This window comes from Mycobacterium neglectum, assembly GCF_002591975.1.
In the GTDB taxonomy this organism is placed as follows: Bacteria; Actinomycetota; Actinomycetes; order Mycobacteriales; family Mycobacteriaceae; genus Mycobacterium; species Mycobacterium neglectum.
This window is the reverse complement of the sequence record NZ_NVQE01000003.1, coordinates 213,128-238,522: the sequence shown is the minus strand read 5'-3', so window position 1 is coordinate 238,522 and position 25,395 is coordinate 213,128. Positions and strand designations below refer to the sequence as shown.

Annotated in this window: 31 protein-coding genes; 17 read left to right on the top strand and 14 right to left on the bottom strand. The window is 66.1% G+C overall.

Features of this window, described 5'->3' with window-relative positions:
- Positions 1-5: 5 nt before the first annotated feature.
- A complete protein-coding gene (locus tag CSQ99_RS04410; RefSeq protein ID WP_099037817.1) occupies positions 6-1,916 on the bottom strand; it encodes a potassium transporter Kup in 1,911 nt (636 codons plus the stop codon).
- Positions 1,917-1,943: 27 nt separating this feature from the next.
- On the opposite strand from CSQ99_RS04410, the gene CSQ99_RS04405 reads away from it, so the two are divergent.
- Positions 1,944-2,774, top strand: coding sequence for a hypothetical protein (locus CSQ99_RS04405; protein WP_099037873.1), 831 nt, complete (start codon positions 1,944-1,946; stop codon positions 2,772-2,774).
- Here CSQ99_RS04405 and CSQ99_RS04400 read toward each other — a convergent pair.
- A complete protein-coding gene (locus tag CSQ99_RS04400; RefSeq protein WP_099037872.1) occupies positions 2,758-3,417 on the bottom strand; it encodes an O-methyltransferase in 660 nt (219 codons plus the stop codon). The two genes, CSQ99_RS04405 and CSQ99_RS04400, sit on opposite strands and share 17 nt — an antisense overlap.
- Positions 3,418-3,486: 69 nt before the next feature.
- On the opposite strand from CSQ99_RS04400, the gene CSQ99_RS04395 reads away from it, so the two are divergent.
- From CSQ99_RS04395 to CSQ99_RS04365, 7 genes are all read left to right on the top strand, one after another.
- The gene (locus CSQ99_RS04395) at positions 3,487-4,449 is read left to right on the top strand and encodes a DUF4129 domain-containing protein (protein WP_099037816.1); all 963 of its coding nucleotides are present in this window, start codon (positions 3,487-3,489) and stop codon (positions 4,447-4,449) included.
- Complete coding sequence (locus tag CSQ99_RS04390; RefSeq protein ID WP_099037815.1) at positions 4,446-4,931, top strand: hypothetical protein; 486 nt, start codon at positions 4,446-4,448, stop codon at positions 4,929-4,931. The genes CSQ99_RS04395 and CSQ99_RS04390 overlap by 4 nt, the downstream gene beginning before the upstream one ends.
- On the top strand, positions 4,928-5,890 hold the full coding sequence (locus tag CSQ99_RS04385; RefSeq protein WP_099037814.1) for an AAA family ATPase: 963 nt from the start codon (positions 4,928-4,930) through the stop codon (positions 5,888-5,890). Before CSQ99_RS04390 ends, CSQ99_RS04385 begins: the two co-directional genes overlap by 4 nt.
- Before the next feature lie 66 nt (positions 5,891-5,956).
- Positions 5,957-7,162, top strand: coding sequence for a DUF58 domain-containing protein (locus tag CSQ99_RS04380; RefSeq protein WP_245908687.1), 1,206 nt, complete (start codon positions 5,957-5,959; stop codon positions 7,160-7,162).
- A complete protein-coding gene (locus CSQ99_RS04375; RefSeq protein ID WP_099037812.1) occupies positions 7,159-7,572 on the top strand; it encodes a hypothetical protein in 414 nt (137 codons plus the stop codon). The genes CSQ99_RS04380 and CSQ99_RS04375 overlap by 4 nt, the downstream gene beginning before the upstream one ends.
- 85 nt (positions 7,573-7,657) lie before the next feature.
- Entirely contained in the window at positions 7,658-8,947 is a 1,290-nt protein-coding gene (locus CSQ99_RS04370; protein WP_099037811.1) for an MFS transporter, read from the top strand.
- Positions 8,944-9,246 (top strand): hypothetical protein, encoded by a 303-nt coding sequence (locus CSQ99_RS04365; RefSeq protein ID WP_099037810.1) that lies wholly within the window; start codon positions 8,944-8,946, stop codon positions 9,244-9,246. The genes CSQ99_RS04370 and CSQ99_RS04365 overlap by 4 nt, the downstream gene beginning before the upstream one ends.
- Here CSQ99_RS04365 and CSQ99_RS04360 read toward each other — a convergent pair.
- A complete protein-coding gene (locus tag CSQ99_RS04360; protein ID WP_099037809.1) occupies positions 9,243-9,587 on the bottom strand; it encodes an aminopeptidase in 345 nt (114 codons plus the stop codon). The two genes, CSQ99_RS04365 and CSQ99_RS04360, sit on opposite strands and share 4 nt — an antisense overlap.
- A 146-nt stretch (positions 9,588-9,733) precedes the next feature.
- On the opposite strand from CSQ99_RS04360, the gene CSQ99_RS04355 reads away from it, so the two are divergent.
- On the top strand, positions 9,734-10,627 hold the full coding sequence (locus tag CSQ99_RS04355; protein WP_099037808.1) for a DMT family transporter: 894 nt from the start codon (positions 9,734-9,736) through the stop codon (positions 10,625-10,627).
- On the opposite strand, the gene CSQ99_RS04350 is transcribed toward CSQ99_RS04355, so the two are convergent.
- The 3 genes from CSQ99_RS04350 to CSQ99_RS31810 are packed head-to-tail and all read right to left on the bottom strand — an operon-like array spanning position 10,605 to position 13,477.
- Positions 10,605-12,848 (bottom strand): SpoIIE family protein phosphatase, encoded by a 2,244-nt coding sequence (locus CSQ99_RS04350; protein WP_099037807.1) that lies wholly within the window; start codon positions 12,846-12,848, stop codon positions 10,605-10,607. The genes CSQ99_RS04355 and CSQ99_RS04350 overlap by 23 nt on opposite strands.
- 48 nt (positions 12,849-12,896) lie before the next feature.
- Complete coding sequence (locus CSQ99_RS04345; protein WP_176560870.1) at positions 12,897-13,310, bottom strand: anti-sigma regulatory factor; 414 nt, start codon at positions 13,308-13,310, stop codon at positions 12,897-12,899.
- Positions 13,289-13,477: a hypothetical protein gene (locus tag CSQ99_RS31810; RefSeq protein ID WP_425437777.1), complete on the bottom strand. Its 189-nt coding sequence runs from the start codon at positions 13,475-13,477 to the stop codon at positions 13,289-13,291. Before CSQ99_RS31810 ends, CSQ99_RS04345 begins: the two co-directional genes overlap by 22 nt.
- 155 nt (positions 13,478-13,632) lie before the next feature.
- Here CSQ99_RS31810 and CSQ99_RS04335 point away from each other — a divergent pair, with 155 nt between their 5' ends.
- Complete coding sequence (locus tag CSQ99_RS04335) at positions 13,633-13,998, top strand: STAS domain-containing protein (RefSeq protein ID WP_099037806.1); 366 nt, start codon at positions 13,633-13,635, stop codon at positions 13,996-13,998.
- On the opposite strand, the gene CSQ99_RS30905 is transcribed toward CSQ99_RS04335, so the two are convergent.
- A complete protein-coding gene (locus CSQ99_RS30905; protein ID WP_176560869.1) occupies positions 13,995-14,168 on the bottom strand; it encodes a hypothetical protein in 174 nt (57 codons plus the stop codon). The genes CSQ99_RS04335 and CSQ99_RS30905 overlap by 4 nt on opposite strands.
- A gap of 23 nt (positions 14,169-14,191) precedes the next feature.
- Positions 14,192-14,773, bottom strand: coding sequence for a sigma-70 family RNA polymerase sigma factor (locus CSQ99_RS04330; protein WP_342746670.1), 582 nt, complete (start codon positions 14,771-14,773; stop codon positions 14,192-14,194).
- Between the two features lie 118 nt (positions 14,774-14,891).
- On the opposite strand from CSQ99_RS04330, the gene CSQ99_RS04325 reads away from it, so the two are divergent.
- Positions 14,892-15,479 carry a YdcF family protein gene (locus CSQ99_RS04325; RefSeq protein ID WP_245908671.1) on the top strand — a complete coding sequence of 196 codons (588 nt, stop codon included), beginning with the start codon at positions 14,892-14,894 and terminating at the stop codon, positions 15,477-15,479.
- Position 15,480: 1 nt separating this feature from the next.
- Here the strand turns inward: CSQ99_RS04325 and CSQ99_RS04320 are convergent, their stop codons facing one another.
- From CSQ99_RS04320 to CSQ99_RS04310, 3 genes are all read right to left on the bottom strand, one after another.
- Positions 15,481-17,643: an elongation factor G-like protein EF-G2 gene (locus CSQ99_RS04320; protein ID WP_099037804.1), complete on the bottom strand. Its 2,163-nt coding sequence runs from the start codon at positions 17,641-17,643 to the stop codon at positions 15,481-15,483.
- Positions 17,644-17,741: 98 nt separating this feature from the next.
- Positions 17,742-18,161 (bottom strand): TIGR03668 family PPOX class F420-dependent oxidoreductase, encoded by a 420-nt coding sequence (locus CSQ99_RS04315; RefSeq protein WP_099037803.1) that lies wholly within the window; start codon positions 18,159-18,161, stop codon positions 17,742-17,744.
- A gap of 9 nt (positions 18,162-18,170) precedes the next feature.
- Positions 18,171-18,632, bottom strand: coding sequence for a MarR family winged helix-turn-helix transcriptional regulator (locus tag CSQ99_RS04310; protein WP_099037802.1), 462 nt, complete (start codon positions 18,630-18,632; stop codon positions 18,171-18,173).
- A gap of 83 nt (positions 18,633-18,715) precedes the next feature.
- On the opposite strand from CSQ99_RS04310, the gene CSQ99_RS04305 reads away from it, so the two are divergent.
- Both CSQ99_RS04305 and CSQ99_RS04300 read left to right on the top strand, forming a co-directional pair.
- Positions 18,716-19,306, top strand: a complete 591-nt coding sequence (locus tag CSQ99_RS04305) for an FMN-dependent NADH-azoreductase (RefSeq protein ID WP_099037801.1) — start codon at positions 18,716-18,718, stop codon at positions 19,304-19,306.
- A 92-nt stretch (positions 19,307-19,398) separates the two neighbouring features.
- A complete protein-coding gene (locus CSQ99_RS04300; protein WP_099037800.1) occupies positions 19,399-19,665 on the top strand; it encodes a hypothetical protein in 267 nt (88 codons plus the stop codon).
- A 76-nt stretch (positions 19,666-19,741) separates the two neighbouring features.
- On the opposite strand, the gene CSQ99_RS04295 is transcribed toward CSQ99_RS04300, so the two are convergent.
- Complete coding sequence (locus tag CSQ99_RS04295; RefSeq protein WP_099037799.1) at positions 19,742-20,020, bottom strand: hypothetical protein; 279 nt, start codon at positions 20,018-20,020, stop codon at positions 19,742-19,744.
- Between the two features lie 179 nt (positions 20,021-20,199).
- On the opposite strand from CSQ99_RS04295, the gene CSQ99_RS04290 reads away from it, so the two are divergent.
- Genes CSQ99_RS04290 through CSQ99_RS04275 form a run of 4 tightly spaced genes read left to right on the top strand, consistent with a single transcriptional unit; the run spans position 20,200 to position 24,002 of the window.
- The gene (locus tag CSQ99_RS04290) at positions 20,200-21,330 is read left to right on the top strand and encodes an ABC transporter substrate-binding protein (RefSeq protein ID WP_099037798.1); all 1,131 of its coding nucleotides are present in this window, start codon (positions 20,200-20,202) and stop codon (positions 21,328-21,330) included.
- 1 nt (position 21,331) lies between these two features.
- On the top strand, positions 21,332-22,195 hold the full coding sequence (locus CSQ99_RS04285) for an ABC transporter permease (RefSeq protein WP_099037797.1): 864 nt from the start codon (positions 21,332-21,334) through the stop codon (positions 22,193-22,195).
- Positions 22,192-22,965 (top strand): ABC transporter permease, encoded by a 774-nt coding sequence (locus CSQ99_RS04280; RefSeq protein ID WP_099037796.1) that lies wholly within the window; start codon positions 22,192-22,194, stop codon positions 22,963-22,965. The genes CSQ99_RS04285 and CSQ99_RS04280 overlap by 4 nt, the downstream gene beginning before the upstream one ends.
- A complete protein-coding gene (locus CSQ99_RS04275; RefSeq protein ID WP_099037795.1) occupies positions 22,962-24,002 on the top strand; it encodes an ABC transporter ATP-binding protein in 1,041 nt (346 codons plus the stop codon). The genes CSQ99_RS04280 and CSQ99_RS04275 overlap by 4 nt, the downstream gene beginning before the upstream one ends.
- 1 nt (position 24,003) lies before the next feature.
- On the opposite strand, the gene pyrE is transcribed toward CSQ99_RS04275, so the two are convergent.
- The gene (gene pyrE, locus CSQ99_RS04270) at positions 24,004-24,582 is read right to left on the bottom strand and encodes an orotate phosphoribosyltransferase (RefSeq protein WP_099037794.1); all 579 of its coding nucleotides are present in this window, start codon (positions 24,580-24,582) and stop codon (positions 24,004-24,006) included.
- A 14-nt stretch (positions 24,583-24,596) separates the two neighbouring features.
- The gene (locus CSQ99_RS04265; RefSeq protein WP_099037793.1) at positions 24,597-25,394 is read right to left on the bottom strand and encodes a HugZ family pyridoxamine 5'-phosphate oxidase; all 798 of its coding nucleotides are present in this window, start codon (positions 25,392-25,394) and stop codon (positions 24,597-24,599) included.
- Between the last annotated feature and the right edge of the window lies 1 nt (position 25,395).

The window sequence follows — 25,395 nt, the reverse complement described above, 5'->3', positions numbered from 1 at the left end:
AAGTGTCAGACCTCGATGCGGGAGCCCACGACGACCGTCCGGCCCAGGGGTAGCCCGAAATGCCCCGCGGCATCGGCCGTGATGTGCGAGGTGGCGATGAATAGTCGCTTACGCCAGGGCGCCATCGTGTGCGCATCGCCAAGGCACAGGTCGAGCTTCGACAGGAAATAGGACGCGTTCGCCAGATCGATCGGGCCCTCGGTCTCCTCGGCACTCAGCAGCGCAAGCGCACGCGGAATATTGGGCCGTTCCATGTAGCCGAAACGTGCTGCCACATGGATGATTCCGTCGCTTGCATAGCCGAGGTCGTCGTGGGTCATTCGCTCGGAGTCGGGCAGCCGCGGGACGTTCTCGGTCTCGACCGTCAAGATGATCACGTGCTCGGCCAGCACATGGTTGTGCTCCACGATGGCGCGCATGGCGAGCGGTGCGGTTTCTCGGCCGCGGTTCAGGTAGATCGCCGTGCCGGGAATGCGGACCAGCGGCGGGTCGCGCTGAACGAGCTCACCGACGAAGTCGCCAAGTGGACCCTCAGCCTTTTCCCTTGCGCGGGTGATGATTCGGCGGCCCTTCTGCCAGGTGGTCATCACGGTGAAGGTGACGACGGCGATGGTCAGTGGGAGCCAGGCACCGTGCACCAGTTTGGTGAGGTTGGCCGCGAAGAACATCAGGTCCACCATGAGCAGCAGGCCGCCACCGATCAGCACACCCCACAGCGGCCAACCCCATCGAGTCCTGGCGTAGTAGAGAAAAAGCGTGGTGGTGATCGTGATGGTTCCGGTGACCGCCATACCGAACGCGTATGCCAGGGCTGCCGAACTCCGGAACGCGAACACCAGGATCAGTACCGCGACCAGGAGGACGGCGTTGATCCACGGCACGTAGATCTGGCCGATGGTCGACGCCGACGTGTGCTCGATACGCAGCCTCGGGAGGTAACCGAGTCGCGCGGCCTGCGACGCCACGGAGAAAGCTCCCGTGATCACTGCCTGCGATGCGATCACCGTCGCCGCTGTCGCCAATAGCACCATGGGAATTCGCGCCCACTCCGGCGTGAGCAGGAAGAACGGTGCGGACACCGTCGACTCGTCGGCCAGCACCAGGGCGCCTTGGCCGAAGTAGTTCAGCGTGCAGGCCGGCAAAACCAGGCCGAGCCAGCCGTACGTGATCGCGCGCCTGCCGAAATGTCCCATGTCGGCGTACAGCGCCTCGGCGCCGGTCACCGAGAGGACTATCGCGGCGAGCGCGAAGAACGCGATGTGGAAGTGGCCGGCCATGAAGTCCAGCGCGTACATCGGCGACAGCGCCCTGAGGATTTCGGGGTTGTCGACGATGCCGTGAATCCCGCATGCGCCGATCGCCGTGAACCAGAGAATCATCACCGGGCCGAAGAAGCGACCCACCGTTGCAGTGCCGCGACTCTGTACAGCGAACAGCCCCACAATGATCACCGCGGTGATCGGCACGACGAAATCCCGGAAGCCCGGGTCGATCACGGCGATGCCCTCGACGGCCGACAGCACCGAGATGGCAGGCGTGATCATGCTGTCGCCGAAGAACAGGGCGGCACCGAACAGACCCGCCGCCGCAAGGACCGCCGAGGTGCGTCGTCCCCGTTTGCCATTCCAGCGCCGCAGCAGCGTGATCAGCGCCATGATCCCGCCCTCGCCGTTGTTGTCGGCGCGCATCACCAACGTGACGTAGGTGAGCGTGACGATGATCATCACCGACCAGAAGATCAGCGAGACCACGCCGTATACGTTGTGGTGGGCCACCGGCACCGGATGCGGATCGCCGGGGTTGAACACCGTCTGGAGTGTGTAGATCGGGCTGGTGCCGATGTCACCGAAAACCACACCCAGTGCGGCGATGATCACGCCCAACCGCAACGCCTGGGTGCCGACTGTTCGGTCCACACTCGGGAGAATACGGTGGAGGGCGATATGGCCGACGGTGATCTCGCAGACCTGGACGCTTTGTATGCCGCGAAGCTCGGAGACTTCACGCCGCTGCGCAACAAGCTCGCCGCGGAGGCCAAGAAGCGTGGCGATGCCGAAGCCGCCAGCCAGATCGCGGCGGCGCGCAAGCCGACCAACGCGGCCCACGCCGTGAACGTGCTGGTGCTCAACGACGAGTCGGTCTCCGAACGCCTCACTAATCTGGGCGAGCGCCTGCGCGCGGCCCACGCAGGGATGGACGGCGGCCGCATCCGCGAGCTGACCGCCGAGCAGCGCCGCCTCATCGAAGAACTGGTGCGAACCGCATTCGAAGAGTCAGAGCTCAGCCCGACGGCCGCGCTGCGCGACGACGTCACCACGACCCTGCAGGCGGCGATCGCCGACCCGGAGGTCGCTGCGCGCCTCGGCCGCCTCACCAAAGCCGAACAATGGTCTGGCTTCGGCGAGTTCGGGGACACCGCAATCATTTTCAAGCCCACCGCTGGCCGCAAGACCAAGCCCAAAGCCAAGACGCAGGCTCAAGAGCTCCCGAAGCCCCGCGACGACCAGGAGTCCGACGAACGTCGCAGGCGGCAACAGGCGCGCGCCGCACTGGCCGCCGCAGAACGCGCCAAGGCCGACGCCGACGGCGCGCTCAAGGAGTTACAGTCCGATCTCGCCACGGCCCGACTGCGCCGCGACGACGCACGCAGGCGGTTGACCGACGCCGAAAGTGCGCTCACCGCAGCCGAAGACGCCTACGAACAAGCCAAGCAGGCCAGCCGTGACGCCGCCGCCGTCGTGAAGGAAGCAAAGGCCGCTAGGCGCGGCAGCTGATCTCCATGCTGTCGGAATCCCGCGCCGGGAAGCTGACGCTGACGTAGCCATTGGCCGGGGTTCGCACGTAGTCGAGATACGGTGCCAGCTCGGCCATCGAGGTGTTGTCGGCGACGACGAGTGTGCCAGGGGACAGGCGTGGCTCTAGTAGCTCCAGCACCGGAACATAGAGCTCTTTCCAGCCGTCGAGCAGGACGAAATCCACCGGCCCGTCGAGCTTTTCGAGAGTGGCCAGCGCGTCACCTTCCAGCACGGTGATGAGGTCGTCGAGACCGACCTCGGTGAACGTCTTGCTCGCCGCGGTCACCTTCGCGGCGCTGAGCTCGGTGGTGACGACGCGGCCCTCGCCGTTGTCACGCACCGCCGAGGCGAGGTGGATAGCCGAGATTCCGAGCGACATGCCGAACTCGACAATCGTGGCCGGACGGACCGCGCGCACCAACGCATAGAGCAGACGGCCGGCATCCTGGGTCACCGGCAAGTAATAGTCACTGAACGCATCCGCCCGTTCCTGGGCGGTGGCCGCCTCCAGACGGGAGAAGTCCGTCCCACCCGAGCGCATCGATGCGAACTGCTCGGCGGACTCGGCGAACATGCGATCGAGAGCGGCAGCGACTTGTGGGTCTTCAAGTGTGGTGGTCACGCCCTCGAACCTATCCATCCGATCTGAGCGGTTCGGCAGCGGCTGCGTGCCAGGATGAGGTTTAGGGCCATGGCCGGTATCGACAGGTCGACAAAGCGCGTGATCGCGGTGATCACGCTCATGACGGTTGCCGCCGTGGCGCTACGCGGCTACATCCCCGGCGGCGGCGACCCGATCGCCGAGCGTGAGCGGCCGCCGAGCAACCCGGCGGCGTTGATCGTGGTCATCGTGATGGTGTGCGCAGCGGTGGCGATCATCGGCGTCGCGATCATCGCCCGGCTGCGTGACCGCACCCCGCGGCCCGCATCGACCGGAGAACTGCCGAGGAGTCCGGGCTTGAAGGGCCGGCCGAGCTGGCGCTTCTCATTCGTCGTGCTCGCCCTGGCCATCGGATGGCTGCTGCTCGTGCTGTTGCTGATGCAACTCGGGGGTCCGTCCGAACAGCCCCTCTCCGACGCGCCGTCGGCTCCGGAGACCACTACGGAACCACCGGACACCGCGCGCCCGGAGCCCGCCGGCGAAGAGCCGGACTCGGAAACCAACGTGATCGGCTACCTGGTCCCACCGATGTTGATCCTGATGGTCCTGGTCATCGTCGGAACGGCGGTCGCCTCACGGCGGCAGCGCGCAGGTGCAGGCCAGTACCACCTCGACGAAGGTGGTCCCGTTGCTGCGGCCCCGACCGCGGGGGAGTCCCTGGTCCGCGCGGCGGAAGTCGGGCTCGCCGAGATCGGCGACCGCACGCGGGAACCGCGCGAGGCGATCATCGCCTGCTATGCGGCGATGGAACGGGAGTTGACCCGGGTACCGGGCGCAGTTCCGCAAGACTGCGACACCCCGTCAGAGGTGTTGGCCCGAGCGGTCGACAACCGCGCACTACGGGCTGACAGCGCGACCGAGCTCGTCGAGTTGTTCGAGGAGGCGAGATTCTCCCCGCATGTGATGACCGAAGAACACCGCGACGCCGCTGTGCGCGTGCTGGAGCGAGTGCTTGCCGAGCTCCCGGACGTCACCGCGAGGAGCAGCGCATGACAAAGATTGTCGCAGCGGGTTTTCTCTTGGTCGCCGGTGTCGAACTCCTGTCGCTCGCGGGGGCCGATCGGCGGCTGATTCTCATCATGTCCGGCGCCGCGCTCGCCTGCGCGCTGCTCATGGTGCGCTGGTACCTGATCCGGCAGTCCGTCGGCGACGCCGAAGAGCAGCGTGCTGACGATGCCGCAGAGTCGTTGCGCCGCTGGCTTTCTCGCACTGAGACGTTGATCAGCCAGTCGGAGGCCACGCGCAGGGATTGGGACAGACACCTGCGGCCCACGCTGGCACGTCAGTATGAGATGGCGACCGGTCAGAAGCGATCGAAGGACCGCGCCGCCTACAACGCCACGGGCAAGATGCTTTTCGGTGCGGATCTGTGGCCGTGGGTCGATCCCGAGAACGTGGCGCGAGACGGCATAGAGGGTCCCGGCCCTGGCCGCGAGGCCCTCGACGAAATTCTGCAACGGTTGGAGCGGGTATGACGGAGTACTCGGGCGCGACCACCACGGCGAACTGCGAGACAGCTCTCGACGAAATCGGACGGGTGGTGGTCGGCAAGCGCGGTGCGCTCACACTGATCCTCACCACCGTGCTGGCCGGCGGGCACGTGCTCATCGAGGACCTTCCCGGCCTCGGCAAGACGTTGATCGCGCGGTCGATCGCCGCTGTGTTGGGCCTGGAGTTCAAACGGGTCCAGTTCACCCCGGATCTGCTCCCCGCTGATCTGTTGGGTTCCACGGTCTACGACATGCAGTCCGGCCGGTTCGAGTTCCGGTCCGGACCGATCTTCACGAACCTGCTGCTCGCAGATGAGATCAACCGTACGCCGCCGAAAACCCAGGCGGCGCTGCTCGAAGCGATGGCCGAGGGCCAGGTCAGCATCGACGGTGTCACGCACAAACTGCCCGCACCGTTCATCGTGCTGGCCACCGACAACCCGATCGAGTACGAGGGCACCTACCCGCTGCCGGAGGCGCAACTGGACCGGTTCACGATCCGGCTCGAACTGCGGTACCTCTCCGAGCAGGAGGAGGAGTCGATGCTGCGCCGCCGCATCGAGCGCGGTGCCGCCGAGCCGGCCGTGCATCAGGTCGTCGACGCCCACGAGCTGCTCGCGATGCGCGAATCGGTGGAACAGGTCACCGTCCACGACGACGTGCTCCGCTACGTGGTGTCACTGGCCGCGGCGACGCGCCAGCATCCGCAGGTCGCCGTCGGCGCCAGTCCACGGGCCGAGCTGGACCTCGTGCAGCTCGCCCGCGCGCGTGCGCTGCTGCTCGGGCGCGACTATGTGATCCCCGAGGACGTCAAATCGCTTGCCGTTCCGTCGATGGCGCATCGGATCAGCCTGCGTCCGGAGATGTGGGTGCGTCGCGTACACGGCAGCGACGTGGTGGAGGAGTTGTTGCGAAGACTTCCCGTGCCGCGGACCAATGGGTGACACCCGGTGATCGAGGCCCGCAGCACTGAGGCGCAGTTGCGTTGGCGCCCTTCGCCACTCACACTCATGATCCTCACGTGTGTGACGATTCTGCTGGCCGTGGCGGTGATCGGTTCGCTCCCGCAGCTCGTGGCGTTCGCGGCGCCGTTGCTCGGCGTCGTGTGTTCGATCGGGTGGCAGCGTCCTGTTCCCGCGGTCACCGTGCGTGCCGATCCCGGGACGCACCGCTGTTTCGAGACCGAACAGTCACAGGTGGAGGTGTCGGCGGTTGCCGAACCCGAGACTGATTCCGACGCAATCGAACTCACTGTGTCTGTGCTACCCGCGATGCGAATCGAGAAGACAGACATCGAATCCCGACAGCGCAGCACCGTCGTTGTCGCCGCCGATCGGTGGGGCCGGTACCCGATACAGGGCCGGGTCACGGTGGGCGCGCGGGGCGGGTTGCTCGAGGGTACGGGCGTCGTCGACGCCGCCGACGTATTCGTGTTCCCGATGGCACCGCCGCAGTCGACGTCGATTCCGCGGACTGAGCTGCTCGACCGCCTCGGCACTCATCTGACTCGGCATATCGGCCCCGGCGTCGAGTATGCAGACGTCCGCCGCTACGTACCCGGTGATCAACTGCGCACGGTGAACTGGCCGGTGAGCGCACGCCGGGGCAGCCTGCATGTCACGCAGCGACTGACCGACCGCGCCGCCGATGTGGTGGTGCTGGTGGACAAGTATCCGCAGCCCGCCGGGCCCGCGACCGAGGCCACCGACCGAACCGTACGGGGCGCGGTACAGGTCGTGCAGAGCGCGCTGCGCAGCGGTGACCGGGCCGGCGTCGTCGCGCTCGGGGACCGTCAGCCACGCTGGCTCGGCGCCGATATCGGGCGGCGGCAGTTCTATCGCGTGCTCGACGCGGTGCTCGCCGTGGACGGCGGGTTCGAGACCACACCGGGCACGTTGGCCCCTCGCGCCGCTGTTCCACCGGGGGCGATCATCGTCGCGTTCTCCACGATGCTCGACACCGAGTTCGCGTTGGCGCTGATCGACCTGCGCAAGCGCGGGCACACCGTCGTAGCCGTCGACGTCCTCGAAGGTGCGCCGTTCGAGGACGAATGCGATCGTGTCGTCACCCGGATGTGGGCGCTGCAGCGGTCATTCATGTACCGGGACATGGGCACCGTCGGCGTGGACGTCGTGGCATGGCGTGAGGCGGACACGCTCGACACGGCCATGCAGCTGGTACCGGATCATCGCCGCACGGCGCGGAGGCGGCGATGAACCGCGCACTGTCGACCGCCTTCGGCCTGGTCATGGTCGCAGCATCCGCTGTTGCGGCCGATGACGCGGCGCTGATTGCGGCGGGCCTGGCAACGCTTGCAGTGTTGATGGGCAACGTCTTTCGACCGGCCGCGGCGCTTGCGGTCCTGCTGGCCGCCGGCGCGCTGGTGCTCAACGAGTCACCGGCCATGCTCGCCGCGTTGTCCGGGCTCTGCGCCGCCTGCTATCTGGTGCTCCGGCACACGGCGGTCATCACCGCACCGACGGTCATTGGCGCCGTGGGGTTTACCGCAGTGGGCCTGGCGGTGGTGTCGCTGCCTTTGGAGCTTCCGTGGTTGCCGCTGGTGGCGCCGCTGACCGTGCTCGCGCTGGTTGCGCTCGTGACGCGGCCGTTCTGGGCGGAGCGCTAGGCGGAGCGCGCTATCTTTGCGGGTATGACCTGCGGGTTTGTAAGCGAAATGCTCAGCGGGACGCTTAGATTCGGGGAGATCTGTCATGCAAAGTGATGTGCGGAAGGCTGTCACCGGTGCATCGATAGGCAACGCCGTCGAGTGGTTCGACTTCGCCATCTACGGATTCCTGGCGACGTTCATCGCCGCGAACTTCTTCCCGGCGGGCGACGAAACGGCGGCGCTGCTCAAGACGTTCGCGATCTTCGCCGCTGCCTTCTTCATGCGTCCGCTGGGCGGATTCGTGTTCGGCCCGCTGGGCGACCGGATCGGACGCCAGCGCGTGCTCGCGGTGGTGATCCTGCTGATGTCCGGCGCAACTGTCGCCATCGGCCTGCTTCCGACCTATGCCTCGATCGGCGTTGCGGCCCCCCTCCTGCTGTTCGGACTGCGCTGTATTCAGGGCTTCTCCGCCGGCGGCGAGTACGGCGGCGGGGCGGTCTACCTCGCCGAGTTCGCCTCCGAGAAGCGCCGCGGGCTGACCATCACGTTCATGGCGTGGTCGGGCGTCGTCGGGTTCCTGGTCGGTTCGGTGACGGTGACGCTGCTGTCCGCGCTGCTGCCCGCCGAGGCGATGAACGTCTACGGCTGGCGGATCCCCTTCCTGATGGCCCTGCCGCTGGGCTTGATCGGCCTCTACATCCGACTGCGCCTGGACGACACCCCGCAGTTCGCCGAACTCAGCAGGACCGAGCAGGTGGCCTCCTCTCCGCTTCGTGAGGCCCTTACGTCGTCGTGGCGGCCGATCTTGCAGGTGATCGGCCTGTTCATCGTGTTCAACGTCGGCTACTACGTCGTGTTCACATTCCTGCAGTCCTACTTGATCGTGACGCTGAAGTTCTCCAGGACCGAGGCGTTCACCTCCATGACCCTGGCGACATTCGTGGCGCTGGTGCTCATCCTCCCGTTGGCCGCACTGTCGGATCGGATCGGGCGCAAGCCGATGTTGATCGCCGGGTCGGTGGCCTTCGTTGTCCTTTCCTATCCGTTGTTCCTGCTGCTGAACTCCGGGTCGCTGGCCGCGGCGATCACGGCCCACTGCGTGCTGGCGGCCATCGAGTCGATCTATGTGTCGACCGCCGTGTCGGCCGGCGTCGAGATGTTCGCGACGACCGTGCGCTACAGCGGCTTCTCGATCGGCTACAACATCTGTGTCGCCGGTTTCGGCGGCACGACGCCGTACGTCGTCACCTGGCTCACCTCGCAGACCGGCAACACGGCGCCCGCGATCTACCTGATCATCGCGGCGGTCATCTCACTCGGCACGGTCCTGACGCTGAGGGAGACCGCGACCAGGCCGCTTCCCCAGACCAGCGCGGTTACTGTGAGTACATGAAGCTTCGGGTGCTGCCCTACATCACGGTCGAGGTTGATGATCGGCTTCGGCGCCGGCTGCGGTCCAGAGGTGAGCGGCTGCGCCTCACCATCAGGGCCTACCTGCGCAGCGCGGTCGACGATGTCGACACGGCCGGCGACAAGGTCCGGGGGCTGTGCGACCGTGCGGTGGACCGGGTCGACTCCGTGGTCGCCGGCGTCAACGACAAGATCGCGCCGACCGAGTCGACGGCGTCGACGCCGGATCGGCGGCCCGCCGCCAGCCGCCTACATCTGGTTTCCAGTCGCGAAGCCAGCTAGACGGTCCGGGCGCTGCCCGTGCGTCCGCCGACGAAGAACCCTCCGGCGATCACCACCAGCCCGACGATCGCGACCGGAATGGACCACGTACGCCTCTCGGACACCGCAGACGCGCACAACGCCACATTGTCTGTGTGAGGAATCACCTCGTTGAGGATCGGGAGGTTGACCGGATTGTTGTTGTCCGCCTCGCGGGCCGCCGAATCATCGGCGGCGATCGCGTTTCCGCAACCGATCTTCTGGCCTTCGGGACCCGTCACGGATACGGGCATGAGCAGCCCGATGACGCCGACGAGCAAAACGACCGCCCCTGCCAGCAAAACCAACCGTCGCAAATTCATGCCGGGTTAATGCCCACTCGACCGGAGGTCAAAACTTGATGATGATCATGGGGGCGCAGTCGGTGACCTCATGGGCCGCCCCATATGTTGGTGTTGTCGGGTGGTCCGGCTGTGGTCGGTAACGTTTCAAGAGGAGCTGATCCCCTTTGGTAGGCCATGGTCTGGCGGTGCTGTTCGCCTTGCTCGCCGCGCTCTTCCTTGCCATCGGCATCGTGGTCCGGCAGCGGGCAACCATGGACGTTCCCGAGGAACAGGGCGTGAGCGCCCTGATGGTGCTGACGCTGATCCGCCGACCGCTGTGGTGGGCAGGCACCGGTGCCGCGGTCGCCGGCTTCGCCTTCCAGGCGATCGCGCTGGCCTATGGCTCGCTGCTCCTCGTCCAACCCATACTCGTGTCCGCTCTGCTGTTCGCGCTGCCGCTCAGCGCACGCCTGGCCAATCGCCGGGTCACCCGCGCTGAGTGGTTGTGGGCGCTGCTACTCACCGCCTCGTTGGCCGTCTTCGTGCTCTTGGCCAAGACCAGCGCAGGCGATTACGAGGCGTCGGTGCCGCTGACGGCGATCGTCGCGGTGGTGTGCATAGTGGCGGTGTCGGTATGCGTGTTCGTCGCGATCCGCAACCCGGGCTGGCGACGTGCGGTGCTTCTCGCGGTGGCCGTGGGTGTGCTGTTCGGCGTCGTCGCGATGCTGACCAAGCTCGTGGTGCACATGCTGACGCACGACGGCGTTCGCGCGGTCCTCACCACGCCTGCTCCGTATCTGCTCGTGGTGATCGGGGTCATCGCGGTGTTATTGCAGCAGTCGGCGTTTCATGCGGGCTCGTTGCAGACCTCGGTGCCGACGATGCTGGTACTGGAGCCGCTCATCGCCGTTGTGCTCGGTGCCGTCGTGCTCGGCGAGCACATGACGGTCAACGGCTTCAAAGCCGTTGCGATCACCGTCGCCCTCGTCGCGATGGCCGCTGCGACCGTCGCCCTTGGCCGCGAAGAGGGTGCGCTGGAAGCCGAACTCGAGGCCGCTATCGCGAACCGGGAGCGCTAGCCAGCCTGTTCGCGGTGGTCAGCGGGAAGGACATCTCCACCGATGTGCCGCTGTCGGTGCCTCTGACATCGACCTGATCGCTGACGGTGCGCATGAGCAGCAGTCCCCGGCCGCGGGTGCCGGGATCGTCGGGCGGCGTCTTCCACGTGCCGGAGTCGACGACGCAGATTCGCACGTTGCCGTCGCGGATCTCGGCCTCGATGCGCATGCGGCCCCGGTCTCGGCCCCGGTACGCGTGTTCGACACAGTTCGAGCAGGCCTCGTTGACGACCAGGATGATGTCGTCGGCGAGCGGCTCGCCGATGTCGTTGGCGCTCAGCCACGCAGCCAGCCGATGCCGGATGTCGCTCAGACGGTGCGGATCCGCGTCATCTTCGATGTGCCAGGGCGACGGTGGGCATCGATAGACCACGATCGCGACATCGTCGTCGTATCCCGCCTCGGGAGCGAGTCTGCGCAAGATCTCGTCGGCCACGGATTCGACTGGTAGATCGACGGTTTCGGCCACCGCCTCGGCGACTCGATCGATCTGATCGTCGATGGATCGGTCTCGGCGCTCGACCAAGCCGTCCGTGTACAACAGCAGTGTGGAGCCTGCCGTCAACGGGCGTACGGCCTGCGGCCGGGGTTCGCTGCGGTGCACAGCCAGCGGCAGCGAGTGGCCGTCGGTCAGCAGCTCCGGGGGCGCCGATCCGGTGGCGAACACCGGCGGTACATGCCCGGCGCTGCTGTAGTGCAAGGTTTGGGCGTCGATATCGGCGATCGCAACGAATACCGTGGCGCAGAACGCATCTGGAATGAACTCGGCCACCGAATCGAGCTGCTCGAGAAGCTGGGCCGGGCCGGCGCCGGTGAGCAGCAGGGCGCGCGTCGATGCGCGGAGCTGACCCATCACCGCCGCAGCGGGCAGGCCACGGCCCACGCAATCTCCGACGATGATGCCGATCCGGTTGTCGCCGACGGGCAGCACATCGTAGAAGTCGCCGCCGATCTCCAGCGGAGGTTCCGCTGGTTCATATCGCACAGCACTGCCAGCGGGCAGCTTGCTCGCAGGCAGAAGTGAACGCTGCAGCGTCAGCGACGTCTCGCGCGCGATCTCGAACTGCCGGACATGCTGCATGGCCAGGCTGATATGACCGAACAACGCCATGACGAGTAGGCGGTCCTCGTCGCTGACCCGGCGCGGAACCCGATGTTCCAGGCATACGACGACATCACGCGCACCCGACGTCACGGCAACGAACCCGCGCGTCGTGCCCACACTTGGCGCGGCTCCGACCGGGGCGACCGTCAACGGCAACCAGTCACGGGCATCGTCGAACGTGCGTCGCCAATCCTCTTCTAGCTCAGACCATCTCGATACGCTGGGCTCGCCGGCCGTATGGACGACGGGGTCGCCCTCGCCCTGCGGCCACACGACTGCCATCAGGCGTTGCGTGTCCAGCCGGGAGCGGGATTGCGTCAGCGCGGCAGCCAACACCTCATCGACGGTCCTGGCTACACTCACGGCAGTGGCCAGCCGTGCGACGGCGCGTTCGCGCTCGGCCACGACGCGCGTGGCGGTGATATCGCGGATGGTTCCCACGTAGGCACGGCGCTCGACATCCTGCTTCGTCACGGCGTTGATGGACAGCGCCACCCATCGAAGCGATCCGTCGCGATGCCGGATCGACGTCTCGGTGGTGGTTCTGCCCCCGTCCCTCAGTGCCGACAGCTTCGCATCGGCCTCGGAATCGTCGGCCACCCAGGGGTATGGCGGCGGGTACGGTAGCTCGGCAGCGCCATAGCCGGTGATCTCGGAGAACGCGTCATTGATCTCGACGACGGCACCGGTGTGATCGGCGACGAAAAAGCCTTCCTGCAGCGAATTCACCAGCGCATCGCGAAACTCGTCGCGGTCGGCGAGGTCCTGCGCACGAGCGCGTTGCTGTTCGTAACGCCTTGTGCCGTCGAGGAATCCGCGGGTGGCCACGTCGAGCGCGGCCAGTGTCTGCAGCAGGAACTGCAGCGGGGCATCGGGATCGATCGGCATGTCCTGCTTGATCTCCACGACGAGTCGCGCGTGGTTCTCGATGATGTCGAGCATGCTCATCCGCTCGCTGAGCGCACGCCGGCCGAGTTCGTGACCGATGGCAAGGCTGGCCTGGGACTCGGACTTCAGGAACGCGGTCAGCGCCTCGGCATACTGCACGAAGAAGTCACCGTTGGCCGGGTCGGTCATGAGATGCCCCGATGGCGCGCCGCCAGCGCCAGCCCGAATCTGTCATGGCTAAGCACTGTCGGGTATCCACTTCCACATCTCGATGACGGTGCCGTTGCCCAGCTCCGACTCGATCTGCAGCCGGTCCATCAGCCTGCGCGCGCCGGGCAGACCCAGCCCGAGCCCACGTCCGGTGGAGTATCCGTCGTCCAGCACGCGGTCAACGTCGGCGATGCCCGGGCCGTCGTCTTCGGCCCGCACAACCAGGGCCTGCCTGCCGTCGCGAAGCTGAACCCCCACGCGCATCTGACCCCGACCGGCGTAACTGGTTATGTTGCGGGCGATCTCGGAGATCGCGGTGGCGATCATCGTGATGTCTGTCAACGAGAAGCCGAGCTGGCGGGCGAGTTCGTGCCCAGCTTGGCGAGCGGAGACGATGTCGTCGGCATTGTTGATATCGATCACGAAGTCAGTCGGCACCATCGCGTCCGATCGTCGACTTGCGACTGGCGAGCATTTGCCCGTACAGATCGCGCGTAGTCCTGCAGCGCTTCCACGTTGCCGGTCTCGAGCACGTCGACGTAGCTGTCGTACACCGTGGTGGCCTCGGTCGAGACGCTCGCGCTAGCCACGCCTGTCGGATCGGACATCGCACACTCCCGGCTTTTGCGCTGTTTCCAGCTGTTTCGACCCTAGCGTGCAAATCTGGGGCCGCGGTATCGAAGTGAGGATCTATCGCCCGGCGGCAACAGGTTATGCTCGGCGCACCGCCGTGACCAGTTGTGGCGCTGACTTAAGGACGGCCGTGCCCGCCAAGGATCCGATCACCACCTCGGTCAGTTATGACGAGGGCGTCGCTGTGCTGTCAGTCACCGGCGAGATAGATCTGGCAACGGTTCCCGCCTTCGAGGCAGCCATCGCCGACGCGCTGACGCAGCGGCCAACGGCGTTGATCGTCGACCTGTCGGCGGTGGACTTTCTCGCCTCGGCGGGGCTGCAGGCATTGGTGGCCACCCACGAGAACGTCAACGGGACGGCAAGGTTCGCAGTGGTCGCGGATGGGCCCGCGACGAGCCGGCCGATCGAGCTGACGGGGCTCAACCAGATCCTGTCGCTACATTCGTCTCTCAGCGACGCCAAGGCGGCGGTGACGGGCGACCCGCCCAGCTAGTGTGTGGCACCGTCGAACATGAACTGCCAGACGGCGAGCAGTGTGACGGCGCCGAGCACCAACGTCGTGGTCAGGTGTGCGAGCAGCGCTCTGGCGGTCGTGGCGTTCATCACCGAACGCGGGTGTACGGAACGTCCCGGTTGTCGGCGGTCGAAACCTGTTGCGTTCATTCGTCACCTCCTGTTGGCGTTGGCTACGCGGCCTCATCGAGGGCGTAGCCGCGAGCCCTGGCGACATCGGCCAGCAGGCCCCGCAGCCGATGCCGCGCACGATGTACGCGCGTCATCACCGTCCCGGCAGGCGCGCCGGTGAGTTCGGCGATCTCGTTGATACGGAGGCCTACGACGTCGGCGTAGTACAGCGCGGTGCGCAGTTTCTCGGGCAGCTGGTGCATCGCCGTCTGGATGTTGTCATCGCCGATCAGGTCGAGTACTTCGTCCTCGGCCGACCTCAGCCCGCCGGAGGAGTGTCTGGCCTCGGCAACCAACTGTCCGTCGGTGAACTCGTCGGTCAGCCACTGGGCGGGACGCCGTTGTTGCTTTCGGTACGAGCTGATGTGGCTGTTGAGCAGTATCCGGTACAGCCAGCCACCTAGGTTGGTGCCGTCGCGGAACCCATGGAAGCCGGCGAACGCTTTCGCCGCCGTCTCCTGCAGTAGGTCCTCAGCGTCGGCGGGATCGCGGGTCAGCTTCAGCGCGTGGCGGTAGAACTCGTGAATCAGTGGAATCGCGTCCCGCTCGAAGCGGGCGGTTAGCAGCGCATCGTTTTCAGGCACGAATGGGACTTTTCCGCGCCGACGACGCGGTGTCTGCACAGCTGGCACCCATCGGAGGTGGCGATAACCGAAACCCGCACTACCGGTTAACCCCCATAGGGCCCGGTAGCGTGGCGTGGTGCAGTCCGTGGGCGGCCGAGGCATCGCGATGGCCCTGGCGCTGTTTCTGGTGGGTGTCGTCAGCCTCGCCGTGGATATCGTCGCCTTCAGCGGGCAATCCGACGCGGCGCCGGCGGATGCCGCGATCGTCCTCGGCGCGGCAGTCGATGACGATGAGCCGTCTCCGGTGTTCGAGGAGCGATTGCGGCACGCGGCCGACCTGTTCAGATCTGGACAGGTCGATTGGATCGTCGTGACGGGTGGGCTCGGGCAAGGCGACAAGCTCGCTGAATCCGAGGCCGGACGCGACTGGTTGATCGGCGCCGGCATTCCGGCGGACCGTCTTCTCATCGAGACGCAATCGCGCACCACCAAGCAGAATCTGGTCTTCGCCCGGCCGCGGCTTGCCGAACATGATGTCAACCGAGTGCTCATCGTCAGCGATCCGCTGCACATGCGCCGTGCCATGCGGATGGCCGAGGACCTAGGGCTTGACGCGCACCCGTCGCCCACGCGAACCACCCGCTACCGAACCCTCGGCACACAGCTCCCGATGCTGGTGCGCGAGGTCTACTTCGCATTGCACTACTACATCGCGCGGCAGTGAGCTACGCGGAGGCCCGTACCTTGGCCGCGGCCTGTTCGGGCATCGGCTCATAGCGTGCGAAGGACCGCGTGAAGGATCCGGCGCCGTGCGCCAGGGAACGTAGGTCGATCGCGTACCGGGTCAACTCCACTTCGGGAATCTCAGCGTTCACGACGGTGCGGTCCTCGCCGACCTTGTCGGTGCCCACCACGCGGCCGCGTCTGCCTGCGAGGTCGCTCATCACCGCGCCGACGAAATCGTCGGGCACCACGACCGAGACCACGTCGACGGGTTCGAGCAGGTTCACCTTGGTCGCCGCGGCCGCCTCGCGCAGCGCCAGTCCACCTGCCATCTGGAACGCGAAGTCGGATGAGTCGACGCTGTGCGCCTTGCCGTCGAACAGCGTCACCCGGATGTCAACGACCGGATAGCCTGCGCCCGCCCCATTGAGTAGCCCCTTCTCCATCTGGGCGCGAACGCCCTTCTCGACGCTCGGAATGAACTGGCGCGGAACGGAACCGCCGACGACCTTGTCGACGAACTCGAAACCCGAGCCCTCCGGCAACGGTTCCACCTCGATGTCGCACACCGCGAACTGGCCGTGGCCGCCCGATTGCTTGACATGTCGCCCATGCCCTTTGGCCTTGCCGCCGAGAGTTTCTCGCAGGGGCACCCGTAGCTCGACGGCGTCAACGGCGACGCCGTACCTGCGAGACAGGGCGTCGAGTACGACACCGGCATGGGCTTCGCCCATGGTCCACAACACGATCTGATGCGTTTCGGGATTCTGCTCGATGCGCAGCGTCGGGTCCTCGGCCGCCAACCGCTGCAGCCCGACCGCGAGCTTGTCCTCGTCGGTCTTGGCATGCGGCTGCACGGCCATCGGCAGCAGTGGTTCGGGCATGGTCCACGGCTTGAGGACCATCGGGTCGGACTTCGCCGACAGCGTGTCGCCGGTCTCGGCGCGGGACAGCCGCCCGACGGCACAGATGTCGCCCGCCACCACCGTCGGCGCCGGTCGCTGCTGCTTGCCGAGCGGGAACGACAGTGCGCCGATGCGCTCGTCCTCGTCATGGTCGGCGTGGGTAGGGGCGGAGCCATTGGTGCCGTAGAACGACGAGAAGTGGCCGGACACATGCACTGTCGCGTCGGGGGAGATGGTTCCGGAGAACACCCGCACCAGGCTGACGCGCCCCACATAGGGGTCCGAGGTGGTCTTGACGACCTCGGCGAGAAGCGGCCCCGAAGGATCACACGGCAGGCTGTTGCGGGACTTGCCCTGCGGGGTGAACACCTCGGGAAGCTGGTGCTCCGGCGGAGACGGGAAGCCGCTGGTGATGACCTCCAGCAGCTCGAGGGTGCCGACGCCGGTCGTGCTGCACACGGGGATCACCGGGAAGAACGACCCGCGCGCGACGGCCTTCTCCAGATCCTCGATCAACACCGACTGGTCGATCTCCTCGCCACCGAGGTAGCGCTCCATCAGCGTTTCGTCCTCGGACTCCTCGATGATTCCCTCGATCAGCCTGCCGCGCATCTCGGTGAGCGCGTCGCCGTAGGACGGGGCGGGCTCATGGGATGCGGTGCGCTTGCCGTTGGCGTATTCGAAGTGGGTCTGCGAGAGCAGACCGATGAGGCCGGCGCACGGCTCGCCGGCGGGCACATACAGCGGCAGCACCTTGTCGCCGAACGCCTGCTGCGCGGCGGCGAGGGCGTCGTCGTAGTTAGCGCGGGCATGGTCGAGTTTCGTGACGAGGACCGCGCTGGGCATGCCCACCTGACTGCATTCCAGCCACAGCGACTTGGTCGGCTGGTCGATCTCCTCGTTGGCCGCGATGACGAACAGCGCGCAGTCGGCCGCCCGCAGACCGGCCCGGAGTTCACCGACGAAATCGGCGTAACCCGGTGTATCGATCAGGTTGACCTTGACCCCGTTGTGCTCCAACGAGGCCAGCGCGAGACCGACCGAGCGCTGTTGGGAGATCTCCGCCTCGTCGCAATCGCAAACGGTGGTTCCGTCGACGACCGATCCCGGTCTGTTGATGACTCCGGCGGCGACCAGCAGTGCCTCGACGAGGGTCGTCTTGCCGCCACCCGATGGGCCCACCAGCACCACATTGCGGATGGCGGCCGGACTGTCCGCGGTGGGGGCGCCTGAAGCCTGGGAAGTTGTCTTGTCAGCCATGACGTTCCCTCCCGGGAAGCGACGGTGCTTCCCATCGGATCTGTCAACCCACAATTCTCTACAACCTGCACCGAGCACAAGAGCTCAGAGCACTCGCATCACGCCTGCCACGCGGACCATCGCGCCACGGTGACCGTCACGACGGGCCCGTCCAGCGCAATCCTCTGGTACTGAACGTATTTGCGTCGCAATAGCGCATAGCCGCCGGCCATCTCGTCGCCGCTCTGGTGGATCTCGGCCACGCCGTCGGCGCGCACCCACCACAGTTGGGTCCAGTCTTCGTCGTAGTGATCGACGAGCAGGCTGACCCGCGGGTTGGCCTCGATGTTGGTCAGCCGCTGCAGCCGTTTGGTGGACTTACGTTTGGCGTCGACCGCGGTGTACACGACGGGCTGCTCGCGGTCGTTGTTCACGGCGAACACCACAGGCACCAGATGTGGCGCGCCATCCAGACCGACCGTGGCGAGCATCGCGACCGGCGATTGGGCGAACAGGGCCGCGGGGTCGATTTCGGCCATGGGTCCAGACTATTCCGATTGCTCGACACACGATTGCGCAGTGGGAAGCACTTCGGCGCATGTCGGGCTTGCGGTGGCGCGCGCGAGGAGCATGTAGAGGTCGTGCTGCTCAGCGTCGCTCAGTGGGGCCAGAACATGGTGTTCGACCACCGACAGCTTCGTCTCGATCTCGGCGAGTTTGCCCTTGCCCGCGGCTGTGAGCGTCACGGTGTGCCTGCGTCGGTCTTCTGTCGAGCGCCTGCGCTCGATGAGGTCGTCGGCCTCGAGTTCGTTCAGCAGCGCCACCACATTCGTCGCATCCACACCGAGCATCGCGGACAGATCGGACTGGTTCTGCTCGCCGAGGTCGCGCAGCAGAGTGAGGGCGATGACGTGCCGGGCGCGCAGACCGAACGCCGCCAGTTCCACTTCGGCCTCGGTCTGCATGCGCCGCGCCAGGTGCACGAGCAGCGGCGCAGACAGTTCGGGCACGAGTCCAGGTTACGGGAATACATCAACGATCAACTTGGTATAGATAGTTTGTACGATACAAATTATCTATGAAGGGGAGATTGATGAACCAACTGCTTTACATCGATTCTTCTGTCCAGGGAGAGCAGTCGGTGAGCAGGCGCCTCACCGCCCGTGCCGCACAGCGATGGCGCGATACCCACTCAGATGGCACCGTCACCTATCGCGACCTGGCATCCGATCCAATTCCGCACCTCGGTGATCCGACTTCGCCCGCGTTGACGGTCGAGTTGGTCGATGAGATCAAGCGTGCCGACACGATCGTGCTCGGGCTTCCGCTGTACAACTTCGGCCCGCCGAGCACCGTCAAGGCGTGGGTGGACCACATCGTGGCGCCCGGTCTGTCGATAGACAGCGAGACGGGGAAGGGTCTGCTCGGCGACACCGAGTTCGTCGTCCTGGAGAGCCGCGGTGGCGGGTACGGCCCCGGCACACCGCGCGAGGGATGGGATCACGCTGAATCGTGGTTGCCCCATGCCGTGTCGATGACGGGTCTGTCGCCCCGCTTCATCACAGCCGAGCTGACGATGGCCGACGTCAATCCCGCCATGGCGGAGCTCAAACCCCTTGCAGCTGAAAGCCTGAGCGACGCGTTCGAGGCAATCGACGCGCTGTGGGTCCGGGTTGTGACGTAGCAGACTCTCTCCTGCCGGACTTATTCGCGCGGACCACAGCGTTCTATCCACTGAAACTGAATGTCCAGTTTCGGGAGAATTAGGAGGATGCAATGAAGACTCGATTCATTGCGACGCTGGCCATGGCCATGGCTGCGGCTGCGGGAGCCATCGGACTCGCCCCGGTCGCGGCCGCGGCGCCCAGCGGCACGGTCACCGACACCGGTGGTGCGACGATAGTCGAGAGGCCAGGCAATGCACAGATCACCGCCACGCCGGGGCTGACCGCGCTACAGGCCGGCCAGTTCCAGTACCCGTACTACGGCTACGGCTACGGCGGCCACGGCAGCGCGTGGCATCGGCATCACGGGAACCGCTGATCAGGGACGTGCATCGGGCGGGAGGCGACAGTCTCCCGCCCGATTCTGTTATGGCCGACGTTGTCGTCTCGCCGCGTCACCCAACGATCAACAGCACTGCGGCGATCACGAGGGCCGCCGCGGCGGCCGCGCTGGCGATCAAAACGAGGAGCGCCTGCGTGCGGCGGTACCAGGGCGGCGGGGCAGGCTCGAAGTACCAGGTGTCCGCGTCGAACGCGTCGAACGACCCGGTGTCCTGGTCCGCTACCGGTTCTGCCGGCGCGTCATCGGCATCCGGCACGTCGGATCCCGGGGTCGCTTCGGTCAGGTCGCCGATCAAGTACTCGAAGTCCCCCGAGGCTTCGCGTTCAGCCACATTCCGATGTTATCCCTGTACCTGCGCATATGTGCGACAACCGAAGTCGGGTGAACGGTTACCCCGGCGGCATCGGTTCGGTAGGGTCGAGCGCCGCGTATGCATTCGTTCAATGCCGCGTCGCCGTGCCGTCATCTCCGCGCCACTGCGCCGCTTCCCTGCCATCGGAAGGTTCGGCAATGAAGTCCTCACGTCTCATGGCGGCCACGGCCGCATCGGTCCTTTTGTTCACCGGCCTGATCGGCTGCGCACCGCCACAGAAGGACGGCCCGGAAGAGCAGACAGAGTCCGGCGTGAATGCCCGCGAGGCCACGTCAGCCGAGGACTTCGGCGGTATGGACGGCCTCGTCGAAGCGGCCAAGAAGGAGGGTGAGCTCAACGTCATTGCGCTGCCGCCTGATTGGGCCAACTACGCCGCCATCATCAAGGCGTTCGAGGACAAGTACGGCGTGCGGGTGAATTCGGCACAGCCCGACGCCGCGAGCCAGGACGAGATCAACGCCGCCAACCAGCAGCGGGGCCGCAGCACCGCGCCCGACGTCTTCGACCTCGGTCAGTCGGTGGCGCTGGCCAACACGTCGATGTTCGCGCCTTACAAGGTGTCCGTGTGGGACGACATCCCCTCGGCCTACAAGAACGCCGAAGGTGCCTGGGTCAACGACTACGGCGGCTACATGTCGATCGGCTTCGATTCCGCCAAGGTGCCACCCGTCACCTCGGTCGACGATCTCCTCAAGCCGGAGTACAACGGCAAGGTGGCGCTCAACGGCGACCCGACTCAGGCCGGTGCCGCGTTCTCCGGAGTGTTGATGGTTGCGCTCTCCCAGGGCGGCTCCGCCGACGACATCGCGCCGGGTGTGGAGTTCTTCCGCAAGCTCAAGGAGGCGGGCAACTTCCTGCCCGTCGACCCGACTCCGGCCACCATCGAATCCGGGCAGACTCCGGTGGTCATCGACTGGAACTACTTGAACGCGACCGAGACCAAGAAGCTGCCGTCGTGGCAGGTGGTGGTGCCGCCGAACCACGCTGTTGCGGGCTACTACTACCAGGCGATCAACAAGGATGCGCCGCATCCCGCCGCCGCGCGTCTGTGGCAGGAGTTCCTGTTCAGCGACGAGGGGCAGAACCTCTACGCCGCGGGTGGTGTGCGTCCTGTGCGCGCCGACAACATGTTGGCCTCGGGCACGCTCGACGAGGCGGTTGCGGCGGCGATTCCGGTCATCGACGGTCCGGTCACCGTGCCGAGTCCGGACCAGACCGACAGGGCCACCGCCTATCTCGCCGACAACTGGGCCGAAGCGATCGGCTGACGTGCAGGGCGCAACCCTTCGATCCAAACGACTGACAGAAGCTCTGCCGCTGCTGCCGTTCCTCGCTGTCGTCACCGTCTTCTTGGCCATTCCGACGGTGACGGTGATCGTCAACGCGTTCATCACCGACGGTTCGTTCTCCTTCGACCGCATCGGTGCTCTGTTCTCGTCGACCGCGCTGACGGCGCTGGGATCCAGCGTGCTGTTGTCGGCGAGCACGGCGATCATCGGTGCGGTTCTCGGTGCCGTACTGGCCTGGCTGATCGTCAGCAGCCCGCCCACATCGATGGTGCGAAGGGCAGTGATTTCGCTGTGCGGCGTGCTGGCCCAGTTCGGCGGTGTGGCACTGGCATTCGCGTTCCTGGCGACCGTCGGCCTCAACGGCGTGCTGACGGTGTGGGTGCAGCAGGCGTTCGGCTGGAACCTGGCAGGCTCGGGATGGCTCTATAGCCTCGTCGGGTTGACCTTGGTGTACACGTACTTCCAGATCCCGCTGATGGTGATCGTCTTCCTGCCGGCGCTCGAAGGACTGCGTCCGCAGTGGCGCGAAGCCGCCGCCAGCCTGGGGGCATCGCGGTGGCAGTACTTCCGCGAGGTGGTCGTTCCGCTGCTGACGCCCGCATTCCTCGGCTCGGCGTTGTTGTTGTTCGCCAACGCATTCGCCGCCTATGCGACTGCGGCCGCATTGGTGAGCCAGGGCAGCCCCATCGTCCCACTGCTCATCCGCTCCGCGTTGACCAGTGAGGTCGTCCTCGGCCAAGCCGGGTTCGCGTACGCGCTCGCACTCGAGATGATCGTCGTCGTCGCGGTGGTGATGACGGCCTACAACGTTCTGGTGCGACGCACAGCGCGGTGGTTGCGATGAAACGGGTGATGCGAGCGGCACTCTGGGTGCTCTTCGGCCTCTTCTTCCTCTTTCCGCTGTACGCCATGGCCGACTTCTCCACCCGCCGACTCATCGGCGATGGCCGCACCTGGCAGGCATGGGCCAATCTGGTCACCGACGACGCGCTGTACCAGGCGATCGTGATCTCGCTGCTGCTTGCCGTTTTCACGGTCGTCACCATGCTGGTGCTCCTGGTGCCGACGATGATCTGGGTGCGGCTGCGGGCACCGTGGGCCAAGGGCGCCGTGGAGTTTCTGTGCCTACTGCCGCTGACGATTCCCGCCCTGGTGATCGTCGTGGGTCTGCGCAACGTGTACCTCTGGGTGACGTACTTTCTCGGCGAATCCGCACTGACCCTGACGTTCGTCTACGTGGTGCTGGTACTCCCGTTCGCCTACCGCGCACTGGATGCGGCGCTGTCGTCGATCGACCTGCAGACGCTCACCGAGGCGGCGCGCTCACTCGGTGCCGGGTGGGCGACGACGATACTGCGGATCGTGGTGCCCAACATCTGGTCGGGAATCGTTTCCGCTGCCTTCATTTCGATCGCCGTGGTGCTCGGCGAGTACACCATCGCGTCGCTGTCCGGATTCGAGACGCTGCAGGTACAGATCGTGACGATAGGCAAGACCGACGGCCCGACGTCGGTGGCCGCCTCGCTGGCGGTGTTGTTGTTCGGCTTCGTCCTGCTACTCGTGCTGTCGCTGGTGACACGGGGGCGCAGGCGTGTCCAAGGAGTGACTGCATGAACGCGAACACGGCCGTCGACTTGACCGATCTGACGCGGGTCTACGGAGACGTCAAGGCCCTCGATGGGCTCACCCTGCACATCGAAGCGGGCGAACTCGTTGCGTTGCTTGGACCTTCGGGTTGCGGGAAGACCACTGCGCTACGCATTCTCGCGGGTCTCGACGATGCGACCTCGGGCGCCGTATCGGTCGGCGGGCGCGACGTCAGCCGCATACCCGCCAACAAGCGCGATATGGGCATGGTGTTTCAGGCGTATAGCCTCTTTCCGCATCTGACTGTGATCGACAACGTCGCCTTCGGACTGAAGATGCGTGGAAAAGACAAGCGCGAGAGGACTTCTCAGGCAACCAATATGCTGGACCTGGTCGGGCTGGGCGCACATAAGCAAAAGTATGCGCACGAGTTGTCAGGTGGGCAGCAGCAGCGAGTGGCACTGGCTCGCGCGCTGGCGATCCAGCCGCGGGTGTTACTGCTCGACGAGCCGCTCTCGGCGCTGGACGCTAAGGTCCGCGCGCAGCTGCGCGATGAGATCCGCCGTGTGCAACTCGAGGTCGGCATCACGACGTTGTTCGTCACCCACGATCAGGAGGAGGCGCTCGCCGTCGCCGACCGGGTGGGTGTGATGAGCCAAGGTAGGCTCGAGCAGCTGGCGGCACCCGCGGACCTTTACGCGAACCCGGCGACCCCGTTCGTCGCGGAGTTCGTGGGACTGAACAACAAAGTGCCCGTACAGGTCTCGAGTGGCAGCGCACAGCTGCTCGGTACTGTGTTGCCGACGTTACCCGGTTCGATCACGTCGGGTCGGGGACTGGCGATGGTGCGCCCTGAGGCCGTCACCGTCACCGCAGAACCCGCGGGCACGGCGACGGTCAGCTCGGTGGCATTCCTCGGGCCGATCTCGCGGGTCTACCTTGCGATGCCGGACGGCTCGGTGATCAGCGCCCAGATCTCCGGTTCGGCCGCCAGGGCATTGGCCCCGGGTGACCGGGTCACCGTCGGGGTGGAGCAGGGTGGCGTTCTGGTGGTCGCAGCTTAGGTCAGACGTCCTTGACGGGCTCGATGCCGAGGTCGCGGTAGGTCACCAGTGCGGCGAATGCGATGTCACGCTTCGCGAAGCGCTTGGCCGCGACATCGCCGCGGTCCACCATCGGGATCACGCCGGTGACGACGGCGCCGGCGGCGACGACGCGCTCCAACGCGATCTCGGTGGAGCCGCCGGTGCTGATCACGTCGTCGACGAGCAGCACCCGGGTGCCGGGTACGAGCCTGGTGCCCTCGATCCACTGCTCGCGACCGCGTGACTTCTGCTCCTTGCGCACGGAGAACCAGGCCTTACCGGTAACCATCGCGACACCGATGGCGATCGAATCGGCACCCATGGTGAGCCCGCCGACCGCGTCGAACTCGATTCCGCTCTGCACGGCCAGGTCGGCGATGGCGCGGCTGACGGTGGTCAACCGTTCCCCGGTGTCGATGGCGTACTTACCGTCGATGTAGTCGTGGCTGAGCTGGCCGCTGGCCAGTTTGAACGGTTCGGCCCGATGCTCGTAGCCGCGGGTCCGGATCAGCTCGAAGGCTGCTTGCCAGGTCTCTGGGCGATCGCCCGCATCTGCCATACCGCGATCGTATTTCAGCGCCCTCGCGCCCGACGCGCCAGCTCGACGGTCGCCGAACGCAATTGGTCGTAGGAGTCGATCGGTGTGGCGTAGCCGACCCGGGTGTAGGCGATGCCGCGTTCGGTATCGAGCCGCAGATCGAGGCCGTAACGATCGGCGCCGGTGCAGGTCGCCGCCCTGGTGTCCGGGTAACCGCCAAGCACCTTGGCCATCGCGGCGAGCGAGTCGGCGTGGTCGGCGTTCAGGTGGGCAATTGCCCCTGCGGCCTGCGGCGCAACCGGATCCGGCGTGGCTGCGGAGTAGTCATCACCGGTGGTGGACTCCATGCGGCCGTACCCGCCGACCCAGCGCACCCGATGCACGCGCAGCACCCACAGCGTGAAGTCGGAGTAGTCGATGTAGTACTTGGCCGCCGCGACGGCGGAAAGATGCGCATCGCGCGCCGCAGCAAGTTCGTCACCTGTGGGCATCTCGACGACACCGGCGAGCGTGACGCGGCCACTGGCAAGTGGATCGGACTCCGACGTCGGCGCGACGATCGCGATGCTCGCCCTCGGGTCGCCAGCCAGATTGCGACCGTGCTCGGCGAGATTGGAGACGCACAGTACCGGTGCGCCGCCGAGCAATCCGTACGTCACGTACGAGGCCCACGGATCGCCGCTTTCGGTGAGTGTGGCGAGGGTGCCGGTGTTGGTCGATCCCGCGATGGTGCGGGCTTCCTCCGCAGCGGAGGGGCGGCTGGAATCCGCGACTTCAGTGAGTGGGGGAGGGACCGAAGGGGCGTCGCCCGGGTCCCCATGATCGCGGGGCACG

Bases quoted from the DNA above. Each gene is read 5' to 3' on its own strand.
- CSQ99_RS04390 (WP_099037815.1), top strand. From the start codon at position 4,446: ATGACAAAGATTGTCGCAGCGGGTTTTCTCTTGGTCGCCGGTGTCGAA.
- CSQ99_RS04305 (WP_099037801.1), top strand. From the start codon at position 18,716: ATGAACCAACTGCTTTACATCGATTCTTCTGTCCAGGGAGAGCAGTCG.
- CSQ99_RS04315 (WP_099037803.1), bottom strand. From the start codon at position 18,161: ATGGCCGAAATCGACCCCGCGGCCCTGTTCGCCCAATCGCCGGTCGCG.
- CSQ99_RS04370 (WP_099037811.1), top strand. From the start codon at position 7,658: ATGCAAAGTGATGTGCGGAAGGCTGTCACCGGTGCATCGATAGGCAAC.
- CSQ99_RS04275 (WP_099037795.1), top strand. From the start codon at position 22,962: ATGAACGCGAACACGGCCGTCGACTTGACCGATCTGACGCGGGTCTAC.
- CSQ99_RS04350 (WP_099037807.1), bottom strand. From the start codon at position 12,848: ATGACCGACCCGGCCAACGGTGACTTCTTCGTGCAGTATGCCGAGGCG.
- CSQ99_RS04345 (WP_176560870.1), bottom strand. From the start codon at position 13,310: ATGGTGCCGACTGACTTCGTGATCGATATCAACAATGCCGACGACATC.
- CSQ99_RS04405 (WP_099037873.1), top strand. From the start codon at position 1,944: ATGGCCGACGGTGATCTCGCAGACCTGGACGCTTTGTATGCCGCGAAG.
- CSQ99_RS04395 (WP_099037816.1), top strand. From the start codon at position 3,487: ATGGCCGGTATCGACAGGTCGACAAAGCGCGTGATCGCGGTGATCACG.
- CSQ99_RS04380 (WP_245908687.1), top strand. From the start codon at position 5,957: ATGATCCTCACGTGTGTGACGATTCTGCTGGCCGTGGCGGTGATCGGT.
- CSQ99_RS04280 (WP_099037796.1), top strand. From the start codon at position 22,192: ATGAAACGGGTGATGCGAGCGGCACTCTGGGTGCTCTTCGGCCTCTTC.
- CSQ99_RS04375 (WP_099037812.1), top strand. From the start codon at position 7,159: ATGAACCGCGCACTGTCGACCGCCTTCGGCCTGGTCATGGTCGCAGCA.
- CSQ99_RS04360 (WP_099037809.1), bottom strand. From the start codon at position 9,587: ATGAATTTGCGACGGTTGGTTTTGCTGGCAGGGGCGGTCGTTTTGCTC.
- CSQ99_RS31810 (WP_425437777.1), bottom strand. From the start codon at position 13,477: ATGTCCGATCCGACAGGCGTGGCTAGCGCGAGCGTCTCGACCGAGGCC.
- CSQ99_RS04385 (WP_099037814.1), top strand. From the start codon at position 4,928: ATGACGGAGTACTCGGGCGCGACCACCACGGCGAACTGCGAGACAGCT.
- CSQ99_RS04320 (WP_099037804.1), bottom strand. From the start codon at position 17,643: ATGGCTGACAAGACAACTTCCCAGGCTTCAGGCGCCCCCACCGCGGAC.
- CSQ99_RS04365 (WP_099037810.1), top strand. From the start codon at position 8,944: ATGAAGCTTCGGGTGCTGCCCTACATCACGGTCGAGGTTGATGATCGG.
- CSQ99_RS04290 (WP_099037798.1), top strand. From the start codon at position 20,200: ATGAAGTCCTCACGTCTCATGGCGGCCACGGCCGCATCGGTCCTTTTG.
- CSQ99_RS30905 (WP_176560869.1), bottom strand. From the start codon at position 14,168: ATGAACGCAACAGGTTTCGACCGCCGACAACCGGGACGTTCCGTACAC.
- pyrE (WP_099037794.1), bottom strand. From the start codon at position 24,582: ATGGCAGATGCGGGCGATCGCCCAGAGACCTGGCAAGCAGCCTTCGAG.
- CSQ99_RS04300 (WP_099037800.1), top strand. From the start codon at position 19,399: ATGAAGACTCGATTCATTGCGACGCTGGCCATGGCCATGGCTGCGGCT.